Source organism: Mycobacterium sp. NGS49, assembly GCF_059812565.1.
In genome coordinates this window covers 1-16,334 of the sequence record NZ_JCALCX010000001.1, presented here as the reverse complement: position 1 = coordinate 16,334, position 16,334 = coordinate 1, and the positions used below count along the sequence as shown (strand labels likewise).

Below are 16,334 nucleotides of genomic sequence, written 5' to 3'. Positions count from 1 at the left end.
GTTCGATGCCGGCAACACAACATGCACCCCAGCAGTTCGTCGACAGCGCGGACGGTGTCCGCATCGCTGTCTACGAGGAGGGCAAACGCGAAGGACCGACCGTGGTGCTGGTGCACGGTTGGCCGGACTCACATGTGTTGTGGGACGGCGTGGTTCCGCTGTTGGCTCAACGGTTTCGGATTCTGCGGTTCGACAACCGCGGGGTCGGCCTGTCCTCGGCGCCCAAGCCGGTGTCCGCGTACAGCACCGCCCGGATGGCCGACGACTTCGCCGCGGTCATCGCCGAGTTGAGTCCCGGTGAGCCGGTGCACGTGCTGGCCCACGACTGGGGCTCGGTGGCGGTCTGGGAATACCTCAGCCGTCCCGGCGCCGCCGATCGCGTCGCGTCGTTCACATCGGTGTCCGGCCCGGCTCAGGACCAACTGGTCAGCTTCATCTTCGGTGCTCTGCGCCGGCCGTGGCGCGTGCGGCGTCTGGGCCGGGCGGTGAGTCAGGTGCTGCGCTTGACCTATATGGCTTTCTTCTCGATCCCGGTGTTGGCCCCATTGGTGCTGCGGCTGGCGCTGTCGAGCGCGGCCGTGCGGCGCAACATCGTCGACAACATCCCCGCCGAACAGATACACCACTCCGACAAGTTGCCCAGTGACGCTGCGACGTCGGTGAAGACGTATCCCGCCAACTACTGGCGCTCGTTCTCCGGTGACTTCCGCCGCCGGGGTGTGCACATCATCGACACGCCGGTGCAACTCATCGTCAACACCAAGGACAAGTACGTGCGGCCGCACGGATACGACGAGACGGCCCGCTGGGTGCCGCGGCTGTGGCGGCGCGACATCCGGGCCGGCCATTTCTCGCCGATGTCGCACCCACAGGTGATGGCCGCCGCGGTGCACGACTTCGCCGACTTCAGCGAGGGCAAGCAACCGAGCCGGGCGATGTTGCGGGCACAAGTCGGCCGCCCGCGCGGCTACTTCGGCGACACACTGGTGTCGGTGACAGGGGCCGGCAGCGGCATCGGCCGTGAAACCGCGATCGCCTTCTCCCGGGAGGGCGCCGAGCTGGTCATCAGCGACATCGACGAGGCCACCGTCAAGGACACCGCCGCCCAGATCGCCGCGCGCGGCGGCGTCGCCCACGCCTACGTGCTCGACGTGTCCGACTCCGACGCGGTCGAGGCCTTCGCCGAAAGGGTCTGTGCCGAGCACGGGGTGCCCGACATCGTCGTCAACAACGCCGGCATCGGCCAGGCCGGCGCTTTCCTGGACACCCCGGCCGAGCAGTTCGACCGCGTGCTGGATGTCAATCTGGGCGGAGTGGTCAACGGCTGCCGGGCTTTCGGCAAGCGCCTGGTCGAGCGCGGCACCGGCGGTCACATCGTTAACGTCTCGTCAATGGCGGCTTACGCGCCGTTGCAGTCGCTCAATGCGTACTGCACCTCCAAGGCGGCGACATTCATGTTCTCCGACTGCCTGCGGGCCGAACTGGACGCCGCCGATGTCGGGCTGACCACGATCTGCCCTGGCGTCATCGATACCAACATCGTCGCGACCACCCGGTTCGACGCCGCAGGCAAGGACGACGACAAGGTCGACGGCCGACGCGGGCAGCTGGACAGAATGTTCGACCTGCGCAGTTACGGGCCCGACAAGGTCGCCAACGCCATCGTGTCCGCGGTCAAGAAGAACAAGCCGATACGGCCGGTCACCTTCGAGGCCTATGCCCTGTATGGCGTGTCCCGGGCGTTGCCGCAGGCTTTGCGCAGCACCGCCCGAATGAAGGTGATCTAAACCTCAACCGGTGCGCCCCGGGTGCGTCGCACCAGCAGCGCCCCGGCGATGCCGGCAATGCCGATCACCGTCAGCGGGATCGTCCACATTCGTCGGCTCGACACCGCAGACTCGCACTGAGCCACGAAGTCGGTGTGCGGAATGATCTCGTTGAGAATCGGGATGTTGGCGCCGTTACGGTCGTTGGCCGCTCGGGCTCCGGACAGGTCCGTGGCAATCCCGTTCCCGCAGGAAACGGTTCCGCCGTTGCTGTTGGATACCTGCACCGGCACCAGCAAGCCAATCACGCCGGCCACCAACAACACGGCGCTTACCGCGATGATCAACCGTCGTACTGTCACTTTTCGACCTTTCCCGAGGCGGATCTTGCTGCTGCATTAATAGCCGCGGCCGTCTGCAGCTAAACCGGCAGATGTTTGCCGGCGGTTGGCCTGGTGCCACGGTGGCGCGTTACCCAGCGCACTTGGCGCGGTAGTTTCCGGCGGCGGGGGTACTCCGCGTTGGTGATTCTGATGCGGAAGGACTTGTCATGACACTGACGAAGGAATTGGCGACTATCAGAGACGTCTCGGCGTCCCGCGAGGCGGTGTGGGAGGTGATCGCCAATGGCTGGACCTACTCGCAATGGGTGGTCGGCAACAGCCGTACGCGTGCGGTCGACTCGAATTGGCCGGAGCCCGGCTCCGCGATCAAGCACTCGGTGGGTGTCTGGCCTCTGGTGATCAACGACAAGACGGAGTCGGAAAGCTGCACGCCGGGCGAGGAACTGGTGCTCAAGGCTCGCGTCGGACTTTTTGGTGCAGCACGAATCACCCTGCGCCTCAGCGATATTCCCGACGGGTGCCGGATCGAGATGATCGAGGTGCCAGTGAACGGGCCGGCCAGCCTGCTGCCCGACCGGGTCGCCCTGGCAGCGGTATATCCACGCAACCGCGAATGCCTGTGGCGTCTCGGTGCCCTGGCCGAACGCCTCAAGACCAGCCAGGTCAAGTAACAGTGGACGCGGTGGACGCGGTTGTCATCGGGGCGGGACACCACGGACTGGTTGCCGCGGCGATGCTGGCCGATGCCGGCTGGGACGTGCTGGTGCTCGAAGCCCAGCCCGAACCCGGTGGCGCGGTGCGCAGCGCCGAGCTGACCCCGGGCTACATCACCGATCTGTTCAGCTCGTTCTACCCGATGACGGTGGCCTCGCCGGCCATCGCGGCCCTGCAGCTGGAAGATCACGGACTGCGGTGGTCGCACGCGCCGGCAGTGGTGGGTCATCCACTCAATGCCGCCGATGAGGATCCGGCGATCATCTACCACGACCCCGCCCGCACCGCGGCGGAATTCGGTCGCCGCGAGCGAGCCGATGGCGACAACTGGCTACGCGCGGTGGAGTTGTGGGAGAAGATCAAGGCTCCGTTGATGAAGGCGTTGTTGGCGCCCTTCCCGCCGATGCTCCCGCTTGCTCAGCTGCTCACCAAGCTCGGCAGCGCCGAGGCGATCCGGCTGGCCAATCTTCTTGTGCAGCCGGCGAACACGATGGCGGATCGACTGTTCGACGGCGAGGCGCCGAAGACCCTGCTGCTGGGCAACGCGTTGCACGCCGACATTCCGCTCGATGCACCCGGGAGCGGTGTGATGGGCTTTCTGATGTGCATGCTTGCCCAGGATTGTGGCTGGCCGGTACCCGTCGGCGGTTCCGGTCAGCTCACCGCGGCCCTGGTGAACCGGGCCTGTGCGGCGGGCGCCCGAATCGAGTACGCCCAGAACGTATCCCGAATCCAGGTGCGGGGCGGGCGGGCGGTTGGTGTCACCACCACCGGAGGTCGGGTGGTCAAGGCCCGCCGCGCAGTCGTAGCTGACGTGACCGCGCCGCGCCTGTTCTGCGACATGCTGCCGGCGGACGCGCTGCCGAGTTCGTTGCTCAGCGATCTCGAGCATTTCGTCTGGGATCCGCCGGTAGTCAAGGTGAATTACGCCCTGGACGGCGTGGTCCCCTGGCGCGCCACAAATTTGGCCGGCGTCGGCACCGTTCACCTGGGTGCCGACGGGCACGGGCTGGTCCGCTGGATGGCCGACATCAACACCCGCATGGTGCCCCAGCGCCCGTTCATGCTGCTGGGCCAGACCACCACCGCCGACCCGAGCAGATCGCCGAAGGGCACCGAAAGCGTCTGGGCCTACACGCATTTGCCGCGCAATGTGCACGACGACGAGTCGGCCGAACAGTTGGCCAACGCAATGGACGACGTCATCGAGGAGCATGCGCCGGGCTTCGGGGCCCGTGTGGTGCACCGGTTCGTGCAACGTCCGTCGGACCTGGAAGCCAGCGACGCCAACCTGCACCTAGGTGCGCTCAACGGCGGTACCGCGCAGTTGCAGCAGATGCTGATCTTCCGTCCCGCTCCCGGCATGGGCCGAGCCGAAACGCCGATCGAACGCCTCTATCTGGGCAGCGCGTCGGCGACGCCCGGCGGCTCGGTGCACGGCGCGTGCGGGCGTAATGCGGCCAACGCGGCCCTGGCCGCCGACGGTTGGCACGGGTGGCCGCGGCGCACGGCGAGGCGCGCCGTCTTCTCGCTGCTGACCAAGTGACGCGTTGCTAACCGTTCTGGCAGATGTCCTCCAGCACCGCGAAAATGGTGCGGGTAGGCACGCCGGTGGCGCCTTTGGGGGTGTGCCCCCAGGGGCTGCCGGTGTTGTAGGCCGGCCCGGCTACGTCGATATGCGCCCACTGCACCGAGTCGGCGACGAACTCACGCAGGAACACCCCGGCCACCAACATGCCGGCGAAACGCTGACCACTGATGTTGGCGAGGTCGGCAACCGTCGATTTGAGGTCGTCCTTGAGTTCGTCGGGCAGCGGCATGGGCCAGCCGTTCTCGCCCACCCGCTGGGAGATCGCGGCAACGCGGTCGCGGAATTCGTCGCTGCCCATCACCCCGGGGATTCGGGCGCCCAGCGCCACCGTCTGTGCGCCGGTCAGTGTGGAGGTCTCGATCAGGTAGTCGGGGTTGTCTTCGCATGCCCGCACGATGGCGTCAGCCAAGATGAGTCGGCCCTCGGCGTCGGTGTTCTGCACCTCGACCGTGGTTCCGCCGTACTGGGTCAGCACGTCCCCAGGTCGCTGCGCCGTCCCGGACGGCATGTTCTCGGCCATCGGCACCGTCGCGATCACGTCGATCGGCAACTGCAGCTGGGCAGCCAGCGTCACCGTCGCGATGACCGCCGCGGCGCCGCCCATGTCTGAGGTCATGTGGTGCATCTGCGCGGCCGGCTTGATCGAGATCCCGCCGGTGTCGAAGGTGACGCCCTTGCCCACCAGCGCGACCTTCTTCGCCCGCTTAGGGTTCTTGGTCAGTCGCGAACCACGGTGGATCAGCCGTACCAGGCGTGGTGGCCGCGAAGAACCCTGACCCACCCCGATCACGCCGCCGAAGCCCGCCTTCTTCAGGGCCTTGTCGTCGAGCACCTCCACCTCGAGGCCCGCCGACTCACCCAAAGCCTTTGCCCGCGTTGCGAATTCGGCGGGAAACAGGTGGCTGGGCGGGGTGTTGACCAGGTCGCGGGCGGTGGCGACGGCGGTGGCGACGGCCGCGCCGTGCGCGCTCTGCTTCTTGGCGTCCCGGGCGGACGACAGCACGGTGATCTTGCGCAGCCCGGCGTCTTTGGGTGCCGTCTTGGCGCTGCGGAAGGCGCTGAAGCGGTAGCTGCCCAGGATCAGGCCCTCGACCACGGCCTCGCAGATCTCTGCGCCGGGCAGGTCAGCCAGCGTGGTGATCACGGCGTCGGCGGTGCCGAGGGATCGGGCCGCGACGCCGGCTACGCGACGGATCAGATCGCTCGGCCATTCTTCGCGCTGTTTACCGAGCCCGATCGTGAGCACGCTGGCCACCGGCAGCGACGACACCACCAGCCGGTGCACCTGCTCGGCGCTGCCGGTGGCGCGCAGAGCCCGCAAGCCGGCCTCGATTTCGGCGACCGCATCGGCGGGCAGCAGCGAAGAGCCGGCGGCGACGGTGGCGCCCGGTTCGTCCTTCTCTCCGGTCGAGACGACCGGCACCAGCAGGACCGAGGCGCCCACACCCCGTTTGGGCAGGGAGGTCGCGACGTTGACGGTGGGAGCCTGGTAGCCCGAAGCGGTGGTGGTCACGGCGAATAACCCTAGTCGTGTGACGAAGGCGGGCGCGTGAGCGGCCGGTGAGGAGCCCGACAGTCGGGCCTAGTCGTGCGACGAAGGCGGGCGCGTGAGCGGCCGGTGAGGAGCCCGACAGTCGGGCCTAGTCGTGCGACGAAGGCGGGCGCGTGAGCGGCCGGTGAGGAGCCCGACAGTCGGGCCTAGTCGTGCGACGAAGGCGGGCGCGTGAGCGGCCGGTGAGGAGCCCGACAGTCGGGACTAGTCGTGCGAGTCGATGTGGCTACCTGGCACAGCGCAACCCTGCCTGGCCGTCGTCGTGCTCCCCGCCGCCCGCGCGGAGTTCGAAGACCGGCACCGGCTGGTCAAAGCCCTTGAGTGTCAACGGCCCATGTGGTGTCGCGGGCCAATTCGGCAGCTGGTCGTGTAGCGCCGAATCGGCAAGAATCTGCCCGGGCGCGGCGGCTGCCACCAGGCGGGCGGCCAGGTTGACGGGGTTGCCGAAGTAGTCGCCGTTGATGGCCAGGACCGTGCCGTAGGCAAGGCCGGCGCGAACCTGCAGGCCTTCCTCGCGCGCCTTTGGGTGGTCGACGAGATCGACGGCGGCGTTGGCCAACTGTTCGGGCGAGGCACTCACCCACATCACCTCGTCACCGATGAACTTCACCACCCGGCCGCCGTCGGCATGGACGACGTCAGACACCGCACCGGCAAACTCATTGAGCAACGCCGACAGCTGGGCGGGCGTGAGTGCTTGGGTGAGTGCGGTGAAACCTGACAGGTCGGCGAAACCGATGCCGCACACCACACTTGACGACGAGTCACGAATGACGCCCTCGAAGTGGGTACGTGCGCTGGTCAGATGGTGACGGTGCACGATGTCGATCAGCGCTCCCAATCTGGGAACGAACTCGGCGACCGAGCGATAGGCCTGCGCGGTGGCGAACTCGTCGTTGGTGTGGGTCATCTGGATATCCGGCGTGCCGGCGCGGATCAACGTCGACTCGGCCTCGGCGAGCCGGGCCATCGCGGCACCGAGCACCCGCAGCAGGCCCAGTGCACCGTCCTCACCCACCACCTGCTTGAGGGCGACCCAGGTCGCCAGCGCGTCGACGTCAGCCTGGCTCAGCGCCGGAACGTCGGGACCGGCAAACGTCAGGCCCAGCAGCGCCCAGGCGTGCGCGACCTGCTCGGGCGACAATCCGAGTTGTTCGGCGGCCGCCGCCACGGTGTAGACCGGGGCGCCGGACCATTGCAGAACGTCACCGGCCAACCCGAACAAACGGCCACGCCGTTCGGCCTCCACCATCTGATCCAAGGTGAAGCCGAGGTCGTCCAGATACTTGATCAGATCGGCGCGCTCACGCGGGTTAGCGATTCCGGCGGCTTCCATCGCATCCCAATCGAACACCTGCCCAAGTGTGCCAGCAGCGACGCGCATTGGTGAGATGCCCGGCTCCTCCTGCCGCCGCTGCGCGGCGGCCATCGTCGCCGAGCTAGGGTGGGACGCCGTGAGCGACGCCGCAGATCTGCTACATGGACCGTTGGAAGAACGCCACCGCGAGCTTGGTGCGAGTTTCGCCGAGTTCGGCGGCTGGCTGATGCCGGTTTCGTACGCCGGCACCGTCGGCGAGCACAACGCCACCCGCAACGCCGTCGGGGTGTTCGATGTGAGCCACCTGGGCAAGGCATCGGTGCGCGGCGCGGGTGCGGCGCACTTCGTCAACTCCGCGCTCACCAACGACTTGAGCCGAATCGGCCCGGGCAAGGCGCAATACACCTTGTGCTGCACCGACACCGGTGGGGTCATCGACGATCTGATCGCCTACTACGTCGACGACGACGAGATCTTCCTGGTGCCCAACGCGGCCAACACCGCCGCCGTGGTGGAGGCGCTGCGCAGGGCCGCACCCGCCGAACTCACCATCACCAACCTGCATCGCGACTATGCGGTGCTGGCCGTTCAGGGGCCCCGGTCCGCCGAGGTACTCGCCGAGCTGGGGCTGCCGACCGAGATGGACTACATGGGCTACGCCGACGCGACGTATTCCGGTGTGCCCGTTCGGGTCTGCCGCACCGGTTACACCGGCGAACACGGCTACGAACTACTGCCTCCGTGGGACTCGGCGGGAGTCGTTTTCGACGCCTTGGTCGCGGCCGTCGCTGAAGCCGGGGGCCAGCCGGCCGGTCTGGGCGCACGCGACACCCTGCGCACCGAGATGGGCTATCCGCTGCACGGGCACGAACTGTCGCTGGACATCTCGCCGTTGCAGGCCCGCTGCGGTTGGGCCATTGGCTGGAAGAAGGACGCGTTCTTCGGCCGCGAGGCGCTACTGGCCGAGAAGGAAGCCGGTCCGCGACGGCTGTTGCGCGGGTTGCGCACCACCGGCCGCGGGGTGCTGCGGCCCGGCCTCACCGTGCTCGATGCCGACAAGGCAATCGGCATTACGACCTCGGGCACGTTTTCGCCGACCCTGCAGCTGGGTATCGCGCTGGCACTGATCGACTCCGACGCCGGCGTACAGGACGGCCAGCAAATCACCGTCGACGTCCGCGGACGAGCGGTCGAGTGTGAAGTGGTACGTCCGCCGTTCGTCGAGCTGAAGACGCGGTAGAGCCCGATTCGCGTGGCAAAAACCTGTTCGCGTGCGGTTATAGAATCAGCCTCATGACCAGCGGCCCACTCGAGTTCACGGTTTCGCGCGCGGAAAATCCCGCCTCCGAGGCCGAGCGGGTAGCGATCCTTTCGGACCCGGGTTTCGGCAATTACCACACCGACCACATGGTCTCGATCGACTACGTCGAAGGCCAGGGTTGGCACAACGCGCGCGTCCTCGGCTACGGCCCCATCGAGCTGGACCCGTCGGCCATCGTGCTGCACTATGCGCAGGAAGTGTTCGAAGGGCTCAAGGCTTACCGGTGGGCCGACGGGTCCGTGGTGGCGTTCCGGGCCGACGCCAACGCCGCGCGGATGCGCTCGTCGGCGCGGCGTCTGGCGATGCCGGAGTTGCCCGACGAGCTGTTCCTCGAATCGTTGCGCCAGCTCATCGCCGTCGACAACCAATGGGTGCCCAAGGCCGGCGGCGAGGAAGCGCTTTATCTGCGGCCGTTCATGATCGCCACCGAGCCCGGCTTGGGCGTCCGGCCGGCAAAGGAGTACCGCTACCTGTTGATCGGTTCGCCGGCCGGCGCGTACTTCAAGGGCGGCATCAGTCCAGTGACCGTGTGGGTCTCCACCGAGTATGTGCGGGCCAGTCCGGGCGGCACCGGAGCCGCCAAGTTCGGTGGTAACTACGCCGCCTCGCTGCTGGCTCAGGCTCAGGCCGCCGAACACGGCTGCGACCAGGTGGTGTGGCTGGACGGCGTGGAACGCCGCTACGTCGAAGAGATGGGCGGGATGAACCTGTTCTTCGTGCTCGGCAGTGGTGGTTCGGCGCGCCTGGTCACCCCCGAGCTGTCCGGTTCGCTGCTACCCGGCATCACCCGAGACTCGTTGTTGCAGTTGGCCCTTGATGCCGGATTTGCGGTCGAGGAACGTCGGATCGACATCGATGAGTGGGAGAAGAAGGCCGCCTCCGGTGAGATCACCGAGGTGTTCGCCTGCGGCACCGCGGCGGTCATCACACCTGTCTCGCGGGTGAAGTACGGCGACGGCGAGTTCACCATCGCCGACGGACACTCCGGCGAGGTGACGATGGCGCTGCGCGACACGTTGACCGGGATCCAGCGCGGCACCTTCGCCGACACCCACGGCTGGATGTCGCGACTCGATTAGTCCGTCTCGCCGAGCGTGAAGCCGGCTTCACGCTGAGACGCGAACGTGCAGCCGGCTTCACGCTCGGCAAGCGTCACAGGGGCGTGAGGCCCGCCAGCAGCACCGCGCAGACCGTCGTCGTCAGCTCGATCGTGCCGCCCAGCACGTCACCGGTGATGCCACCGAATCGTCGCACACAATGCGCTACCAGACCCGCCCCGCAGCTCACCGCGACCAGCACAGCCACCGGTCCCTGCCACGGCCGGGTACCGGCCAGCACGGAACCGGCGAGCAGAACGGCCAGCCACGCCGCCACCACGGGCGCCGGCTGGGTCCCCGCAACCTGCACGCCCAGTGCGCTACCCTCGGCCGCGGGCACCGAGCGTCTACCCGCCAGCACCGCGCTGACCCGGCCGGCGAACACCGCCAGAACGATCGCGGGCACACCCAGTGTCGTGAACGCCGCGCTCTGCAAGGCGATCGCCAAGACGACGGCGGCGACGCCGAACGGCCCGCAGGACCCGTCACGCATCACCGCCAGCGCGCGCTGCGGCGGTCCGTAACAGCCCAGTCCGTCCGCGGTGTCTGCCACCCCGTCGATGTGCAGGCCGCGGGTGGCCAGTAGCAGCGCTGCCACGGCGAGCAGGCCCGGCATTGCGCTGGAATGGCCGAATACTGCCGCGCCGCCCCACGTCACGGTGCCGGCGAGCGCGCCAAGCGCGGCGCCGACCACCGGCAGTGCGGTCAGCGCGCCTCGCCCCATCGAACCGGCCGCCCGACCAGGGATTGGCAGCACCGTGCTGAAGGCGAAAGCCGTTGCCAGCGAACGGATCACGGGGTTTCGGGGTCGGCGGGGTCGACCGCACCGGCGACCCCGGCCTCGGTGAACGTGGACATCGAGGACAGTGCGGCGACCGCGGCGCGAAGCACCGGTAATGCGAGCGCGGCGCCGGTGCCCTCGCCGAGCCGCATCCGCAGGTCCACAATCGGCTCCAACTCGAGGGCCGCCAGCGCCAGCGTGTGGCCCGGCTCGGTGGACCGATGGCCGGCCTGCCACCACTGCCGCGCACCGGGCGCCAGCCGTTCGGCGACCAGGGCCGCGGCCGTCACGGCCATGCCGTCCAACAGCAGCGGGGTTCGTCGTACCGCGGCCTGCGCGCAGAAGCCGGCCAACGCCGCGAAATCCGCGCCGCCACAGCAGCGCAGCAACGCCACCGGGTTATCGATGATCGGTTGCGCCCGAAACAGGGAGTCGCGCACCGCGGCCGTCTTACGGCACCAGGCGGCGTCGTCGATCCCGCTCCCGAAGCCGATCACCGCCACCGGTTCGGCGTTAGTCAGCGCTGCCACCAGAACCGCGGCCGGAGTCGTGTTGCCGATCCCCATGTCGCCGGCGATGAGCAGATCGGCGCCGGCGTCGACCTCGTCGTCGGCGATCTGTTGACCGGCCGCGATAGCCCGCGCGGTCTCGTCTTCGGTCAGGGCGTCTTCGACGGCGATATCCCCGCTGGCACGACGGATCTTGTCGCTGAACTTGTCCGACGCCGCGATCAGGTGGTCCTCGCAGTCGACGGCGATGTCGACCACTCGCACCGTCGCGCCCGCGACGTCAGCCAGCGCATTGATGGCCGCTCCGCCCGCTGAGATGTTGGCCACCATCTGCGCGGTCACCTCGGGCGGATATGCCGATACTCCCGAGCGGGCCACACCGTGGTCCCCGGCGAAGACGACCACTCGCGCCCGCTCGAACTGCCGCGGCGGGCACTCGCCCTGGCATGCCGCGGCCCAGACCGCCAGGTCCTCGAGCCGGCCCAGCGCACCGCGCGGCTTGGTCAACGTGTCCTGGCGGGCGCGGGCGGCTGCTTCGGCGCCCGGGTCGGGTGGCGACACCGGCGCGAACCCGATCATGCCGGCGCCTTGATCGTCAGCGCCTGTCCCGCCACCACGAGCACCACGCGGTCACACAGCGCGGCCACCCGCTGGTTGAGGCGGCCCAACTCGTCGGCGAAACGGCGTGCGGAGGCCGTGGCGGGCACGACGGTCAACCCCACCTCCGGACTGACCAGCACCAGCGTCGCCGCGAAGGCGTCGAGCGTGCACAGCAACTGCTGGACCGGCGCGTCCACTGAGCCGCCGTCCCACCCGTGGTGACGATCGAGCGCTCCGGTAAGCCACGTGCCGAGGTCGTCGACCAGCGTGGGGACCGACGGCGGTTGCCGCAGGATCCGGGAGATGTCGTCGCTTTCCTCCGTCGTCCAGTGCTTTGGGCGACGGTCGCGATGCGTGGCGATCCGCTGCAACCAGTCCGGGTCGGCCCCGTCGAGCGGGCCGGGGGCCAGATAGCGGACCGGTTGATCGGGCGCGACCGCGCCGGCGATGGCGTCCTCCGCCCACCGGGACTTTCCCGACCTGATGCCGCCGAGTACCAGCGTGCGCACGTCAGATCAGGCGGCTTTCAATTGATCACTCGACATGGGCACCGCGTTCGACCTGGGGTCGCGGAGCCCGCATCCGCCGCATCTGCGAAGCGCGCCCGGCGGCGTAAAGACCTAACTTCCAATGGCTTTCGGTGTTCTTCGGGAACTTCGCGTCCACCATCCGGCCCACCTTGCGTCCCAGGATGATGCCGTCGATCGTCATCAGCGCCATCAGCAGCAACATGGCCGGGGACATGTAGAACTGCAGCTGCGGCACCGCGAACATGACGGCCAGCAACACCAGCGCCGACGGCATGAACAAACCCAGGACGTTGCGTCGGGCATCCACCACATCGCGGACATAGCGGCGTACCGGCCCCTGGTCGCGCGGCAGCAGGTAACCCTCTTCACCGGCCATCATTCGTTCCCGGCGCTCCGACATGCGGGCCCGGCTGGCCGTGCGATCGGCGCGACGTTCCTCGCGGCTGAGCTTGGGGCCGGCCAGCGACTTGCGCCGGGCCCGGGCCTCGGCCGCCGTCATCGGCGCCGGCGCGACGGGGCCTTTCCTGCCCTGACGACGAGCCTCGTTGCGCTTGGGTGTCGGCCGCCCCTTGGGGCCGGTGCGGGTATTCCGGGACGCCGCCTCCTCCGACAGGGAGTCCCGGTCCTGTGCGGAAGGCGCGTCGTCACCATCGTCCTGGCCTTTGTTGCGGCCCAGCAGCTTCACAGTCGTCAGGTTACTTCGCCGGTGTGAGCCTGCTTAATTGCGGCTGTATTGCCTACGGCAATCTGCCGGTACACCTACGCTGGCCTTGATGAACGGGGCGCAGGCGGGGGATGGTGCTGCCGGTGGCTTCGGGCCCGGCAGGCTGCAGTTGCCCGCCATGCGGGTGCTGGTGGCTCCGGACTGCTACGGCGACAGCCTGTCGGCGGTGGAGGCCGCGGCGGCCATCGCCACCGGCTGGACTCGGTCCCGCCCGGGTGACTCCTTCATCGTCGCACCTCAATCCGACGGCGGTCCGGGGTTCGTCGAAGTGCTGGCCAATCGGATCGGGGGATTGCGGCGGCTGCGCGTGTCCGGGCCGCTGGACACCGACGTCAGCGCCCAATGGGTTTTCGACGAGCGCTCCAGAACGGCCTACTTGGAGTGTGCCCAGGCGTGCGGGTTGGCGCTGCTGGGCGGTCCGCCGACCCCGGAGACCGCGATGGCCGCGCACAGCAAGGGCGTCGGTCAACTCATCGCTGCCGCGTTGAAGGCCGGCGCGGTGCGGATCGTGGTGGGACTGGGCGGCAGTGCGTGCACCGACGGGGGCCAGGGGATGATCCATGAGCTGGGCGGCCTGGACACCGCTCGGCAGTGGTTGTCCGGTATCGAGCTGATCGCCGCCTCAGACGTGGAATATCCGCTGCTGGGGCCGTGGGGCGCCGCGCGGGTGTTCGCTCCGCAGAAAGGCGCGGACTCGGCCACAGTCGCCAAGTTGGAGCTCCGCCTCGAGGCGTGGGCGTTGGTGCTGGACACGGTCGCCGGACGCGACGTGAGTGCCGAGCCCGGCGCAGGTGCCGCCGGGGGAATCGGAGCGGGCTTACTCGCCCTGGGGGGCCGTTGCGAATCCGGTGCCGCGATTTTCGCCGAACTCACCAACTTCGCCGACGATCTCGAAGATGCGGACATGATCGTCACCGGCGAAGGTCACTTCGACGAGCAGTCGCTGCACGGCAAGGTGGTCGGCGAGATCGCCGCGGCCGCTCGTCAGCTCGGTATCCCGGTGATCGTGCTGGCCGGTCAGGTCTCGGTGGACAAGGCGACTACCCGCGTGTCGGGAATCATGTCCGCCCTGGCTATGAGCGAATACGCTGGCTCGGTGCGGTTGGCGCTGGCCGATGCGGCCAATCAGCTGATGGGACTGGCCTCTGAGACCGCGGCACGACTCGGGAATAGCGGCCCGCCAGGGTACCGTTGACGTAGTGGGTTTCCCGTGAGCAGGCCGCAGACTTATCGCTGGCCAGGCCCACCCGACAATGAGCATGTAGGAGAAGCAATGACGGTGCAGAACGAGCCGACCGCCGCGACCCACGGCGTGATCCTGACCGAGGCTGCTGCTGCGAAGGCGAAGTCGCTGTTGGACCAGGAGGGACGTGACGACCTGGCGCTGCGCATCGCCGTCCAGCCGGGCGGATGCGCAGGGCTGCGCTACAACCTGTTCTTCGACGACCGCACCCTGGACGGCGACCTGACGGTGGAGTTCGGCGGCGTGACGCTGACGGTGGACCGGATGAGCGCCCCCTACGTCGAAGGTGCGTCGATCGACTTCGTGGACACCATCGAGAAGCAGGGCTTCACCATCGACAACCCGAATGCCACCGGTTCGTGCGCGTGCGGGGACTCGTTCAACTGACGCCGCCGGGCCGTTTGCGTCAGTACTGACCGGCGGTGCGCAGCACGTAGGAGCAGACCATGATCTGCCCGCGCTGGAACAGCAGCTGGGCGATGCCCTGCACCTGACCGCGCGGCGGCCCGCCGGTGGCAGGGGTCACCTGCATGCTGAACAGCACCTGGGCCTGGTACTGCGACAGGTAGACGATCTTGTCGATCGAGGTCACCGCGACCTCTGAGAACTGTTTGCGGAAGGCGTCGCTGCTCAGCTTGGCCAGGGCCTGGTCGGAGCGTTTGTCCTTGACGGCGTCATAGATGCCGCACAACGTGTTGCGCACGATGACGTCGATGTCCTTGTGGGCCAGCGCGTTGAGGTAATTCTGAACCGCGGTCTTGGCGGATGCTTCCGACAGGGAGCCGCCGGCGCTGGCCCCGTTGGTGCGCACCCCGTACACGATGGCGGCGGTCAACGCGGCGACCAGCGCAAGTGCCAGCAGGATGCCGATCAGCAGGCGCCTGGGCCGTCGCTTCGCCGGGGGCGGCGGGCCGTAGCCGGCCGCGGGTCCGCCCGCGTCACGGGAACCGTAGGCCGGTTCGTTGTGCGGAAAGTCCAGAGTCTCGGGCGCGCCCGGCCCCGGGTAGGGCTGCACTTGTCGAGTGCCCTCACCGCCAGCAGCAGGGTTCGGCGGGTGCGGACCGGCCATGGGTGTTCTCCTACGCTGGTGGACGAGGCGACGAAGGGGTTGCCGTCCGAGTGTCCAGCCGCGGCAACCAGGTGAGTCTCTAGGCAGGCTAGCGCAAGGGCTGCGGGCCGCCTCGAGTGTCAGCCTTGCTGCGACAGCGTTCGTCGCCGGGCTGACGTTCGTGAGAGGCTATACGACTGACAAACGAAGGGTGGATTTTTCGTGACCATCGCGGTGACCGGTTCTATTGCGACAGACCATCTGATGCGCTTCCCCGGCAAATTCTCCGAGCAGCTGCTGCCCGAACACCTGCACAAGGTGTCGCTGAGCTTCCTGGTCGACGACTTGGTGGTGCATCGCGGGGGAGTGGCCGGAAACATGGCCTTCGCCATCGGTGTGCTGGGCGGTGACGTCGCACTGATCGGTGCCGCCGGTGCCGACTTCGCCGACTACCGGGACTGGCTGAAAGCCCACGGGGTCAACTGCGACCACGTCCGGCTCTCGGAGACCGCGCATACCGCACGCTTCACCTGCACCACCGACGTCGACATGGCCCAGATCGCGTCGTTCTACCCGGGTGCCATGTCCGAGGCCCGTGATATCAAGCTGGCGGACGTGGTGACGGCCATCGGTACGCCGGAGCTGGTGATCATCGGAGCCAACGATCCCGAGGCGATGGCCCTGCACACCGAGGAGTGCCGCAAGCTCGGCCTGCCCTTTGCCGCCGACCCGTCTCAGCAGCTGGCCCGGCTGTCCGGTGAGGAGATCAAGCAGCTCATCGACGGCGCCACGATCCTGTTCACCAACGACTACGAATGGGACCTGCTGCTGTCCAAGACCGGCTGGACCGAAGCAGACGTGATGGCCCAGGTGGATCTGCGGGTGACCACGCTGGGCGCTGACGGCGTCGACATCTTCGAACGTGACGGCGCCAAAGTGCACGTCGGCGTGGTGCCGGAGACCAGCCAGACCGACCCCACCGGTGTCGGCGACGCCTTCCGCGCAGGTTTCCTGACCGGACGCAGCGCGGGCCTGAACCTGGAGCGCTCAGCCCAACTCGGGTCGCTGGTAGCCGTGCTGGTGCTGGAGTCGACCGGGACGCAGGAATGGCAGTGGGACCGGTCGACCGCCACAGCCCGGTTGGCCGGCGCGTACGGCGAGGACGCGGCGGCCGAGATCGCTGCGGTGCTCGCCTA

16 protein-coding genes are annotated in these 16,334 nt (G+C 68.2%); 8 read left to right on the top strand and 8 right to left on the bottom strand.

Annotation, left to right across the window (positions count from 1 at the left end; genetic code table 11):
• Nucleotides 1–5 precede the first annotated feature (5 nt).
• Complete coding sequence (locus AC5Y7D_RS00080) at nt 6–1,787, top strand: SDR family oxidoreductase (protein ID WP_499920296.1); 1,782 nt, start codon at nt 6–8, stop codon at nt 1,785–1,787.
• Here the strand turns inward: AC5Y7D_RS00080 and AC5Y7D_RS00075 are convergent.
• Complete coding sequence (locus AC5Y7D_RS00075; RefSeq protein WP_499920294.1) at nt 1,784–2,128, bottom strand: aminopeptidase; 345 nt, start codon at nt 2,126–2,128, stop codon at nt 1,784–1,786. The two genes, AC5Y7D_RS00080 and AC5Y7D_RS00075, sit on opposite strands and share 4 nt — an antisense overlap.
• Nucleotides 2,129–2,316: 188 nt before the next feature.
• Here AC5Y7D_RS00075 and AC5Y7D_RS00070 point away from each other — a divergent pair, with 188 nt between their 5' ends.
• Nucleotides 2,317–2,781 (top strand): SRPBCC family protein, encoded by a 465-nt coding sequence (locus AC5Y7D_RS00070; RefSeq protein ID WP_499920292.1) that lies wholly within the window; start codon nt 2,317–2,319, stop codon nt 2,779–2,781.
• Complete coding sequence (locus AC5Y7D_RS00065; RefSeq protein WP_499920290.1) at nt 2,724–4,370, top strand: phytoene desaturase family protein; 1,647 nt, start codon at nt 2,724–2,726, stop codon at nt 4,368–4,370. Before AC5Y7D_RS00070 ends, AC5Y7D_RS00065 begins: the two co-directional genes overlap by 58 nt.
• 7 nt (nt 4,371–4,377) lie before the next feature.
• Here AC5Y7D_RS00065 and AC5Y7D_RS00060 read toward each other — a convergent pair whose 3' ends face one another.
• Together AC5Y7D_RS00060 and AC5Y7D_RS00055 are read right to left on the bottom strand one after the other, a co-directional pair.
• On the bottom strand, nt 4,378–5,928 hold the full coding sequence (locus AC5Y7D_RS00060) for a leucyl aminopeptidase (RefSeq protein ID WP_499920288.1): 1,551 nt from the start codon (nt 5,926–5,928) through the stop codon (nt 4,378–4,380).
• A gap of 265 nt (nt 5,929–6,193) precedes the next feature.
• Complete coding sequence (locus tag AC5Y7D_RS00055) at nt 6,194–7,351, bottom strand: adenylate/guanylate cyclase domain-containing protein (RefSeq protein ID WP_499920915.1); 1,158 nt, start codon at nt 7,349–7,351, stop codon at nt 6,194–6,196.
• A 70-nt stretch (nt 7,352–7,421) separates the two neighbouring features.
• On the opposite strand from AC5Y7D_RS00055, the gene gcvT reads away from it, so the two are divergent.
• Nucleotides 7,422–8,525 (top strand): glycine cleavage system aminomethyltransferase GcvT, encoded by a 1,104-nt coding sequence (gene gcvT, locus AC5Y7D_RS00050; RefSeq protein ID WP_499920286.1) that lies wholly within the window; start codon nt 7,422–7,424, stop codon nt 8,523–8,525.
• 53 nt (nt 8,526–8,578) lie between these two features.
• Nucleotides 8,579–9,685 carry a branched-chain amino acid aminotransferase gene (locus tag AC5Y7D_RS00045; RefSeq protein ID WP_499920283.1) on the top strand — a complete coding sequence of 369 codons (1,107 nt, stop codon included), beginning with the start codon at nt 8,579–8,581 and terminating at the stop codon, nt 9,683–9,685.
• A gap of 73 nt (nt 9,686–9,758) precedes the next feature.
• Here the strand turns inward: AC5Y7D_RS00045 and AC5Y7D_RS00040 are convergent, their stop codons facing one another.
• From AC5Y7D_RS00040 to AC5Y7D_RS00025, 4 genes are read right to left on the bottom strand one after another with little or no spacing between them, the layout of a single operon-like run.
• Nucleotides 9,759–10,499, bottom strand: coding sequence for an adenosylcobinamide-GDP ribazoletransferase (locus AC5Y7D_RS00040; RefSeq protein WP_499920280.1), 741 nt, complete (start codon nt 10,497–10,499; stop codon nt 9,759–9,761).
• Nucleotides 10,496–11,572: a nicotinate-nucleotide--dimethylbenzimidazole phosphoribosyltransferase gene (gene cobT / locus AC5Y7D_RS00035; protein ID WP_499920278.1), complete on the bottom strand. Its 1,077-nt coding sequence runs from the start codon at nt 11,570–11,572 to the stop codon at nt 10,496–10,498. The genes AC5Y7D_RS00040 and cobT overlap by 4 nt, the downstream gene beginning before the upstream one ends.
• On the bottom strand, nt 11,569–12,102 hold the full coding sequence (locus AC5Y7D_RS00030) for a bifunctional adenosylcobinamide kinase/adenosylcobinamide-phosphate guanylyltransferase (protein ID WP_499920276.1): 534 nt from the start codon (nt 12,100–12,102) through the stop codon (nt 11,569–11,571). The genes cobT and AC5Y7D_RS00030 overlap by 4 nt, the downstream gene beginning before the upstream one ends.
• 25 nt (nt 12,103–12,127) lie before the next feature.
• Nucleotides 12,128–12,736 (bottom strand): DUF3043 domain-containing protein, encoded by a 609-nt coding sequence (locus AC5Y7D_RS00025; protein ID WP_499920913.1) that lies wholly within the window; start codon nt 12,734–12,736, stop codon nt 12,128–12,130.
• A 229-nt stretch (nt 12,737–12,965) separates the two neighbouring features.
• Between AC5Y7D_RS00025 and AC5Y7D_RS00020 the strand changes: the two genes are divergently transcribed.
• Complete coding sequence (locus AC5Y7D_RS00020; RefSeq protein WP_499920911.1) at nt 12,966–14,042, top strand: glycerate kinase family protein; 1,077 nt, start codon at nt 12,966–12,968, stop codon at nt 14,040–14,042.
• A 78-nt stretch (nt 14,043–14,120) separates the two neighbouring features.
• Nucleotides 14,121–14,477, top strand: coding sequence for an iron-sulfur cluster assembly accessory protein (locus AC5Y7D_RS00015; protein ID WP_065133487.1), 357 nt, complete (start codon nt 14,121–14,123; stop codon nt 14,475–14,477).
• Nucleotides 14,478–14,496: 19 nt separating this feature from the next.
• On the opposite strand, the gene AC5Y7D_RS00010 is transcribed toward AC5Y7D_RS00015, so the two are convergent.
• Nucleotides 14,497–15,159, bottom strand: a complete 663-nt coding sequence (locus tag AC5Y7D_RS00010; protein WP_499920274.1) for an Rv0361 family membrane protein — start codon at nt 15,157–15,159, stop codon at nt 14,497–14,499.
• A gap of 201 nt (nt 15,160–15,360) precedes the next feature.
• Between AC5Y7D_RS00010 and AC5Y7D_RS00005 the strand changes: the two genes are divergently transcribed.
• Nucleotides 15,361–16,334: carbohydrate kinase family protein (locus AC5Y7D_RS00005; RefSeq protein ID WP_499920272.1), on the top strand; the 974-nt coding region annotated here is incomplete at its 3' end.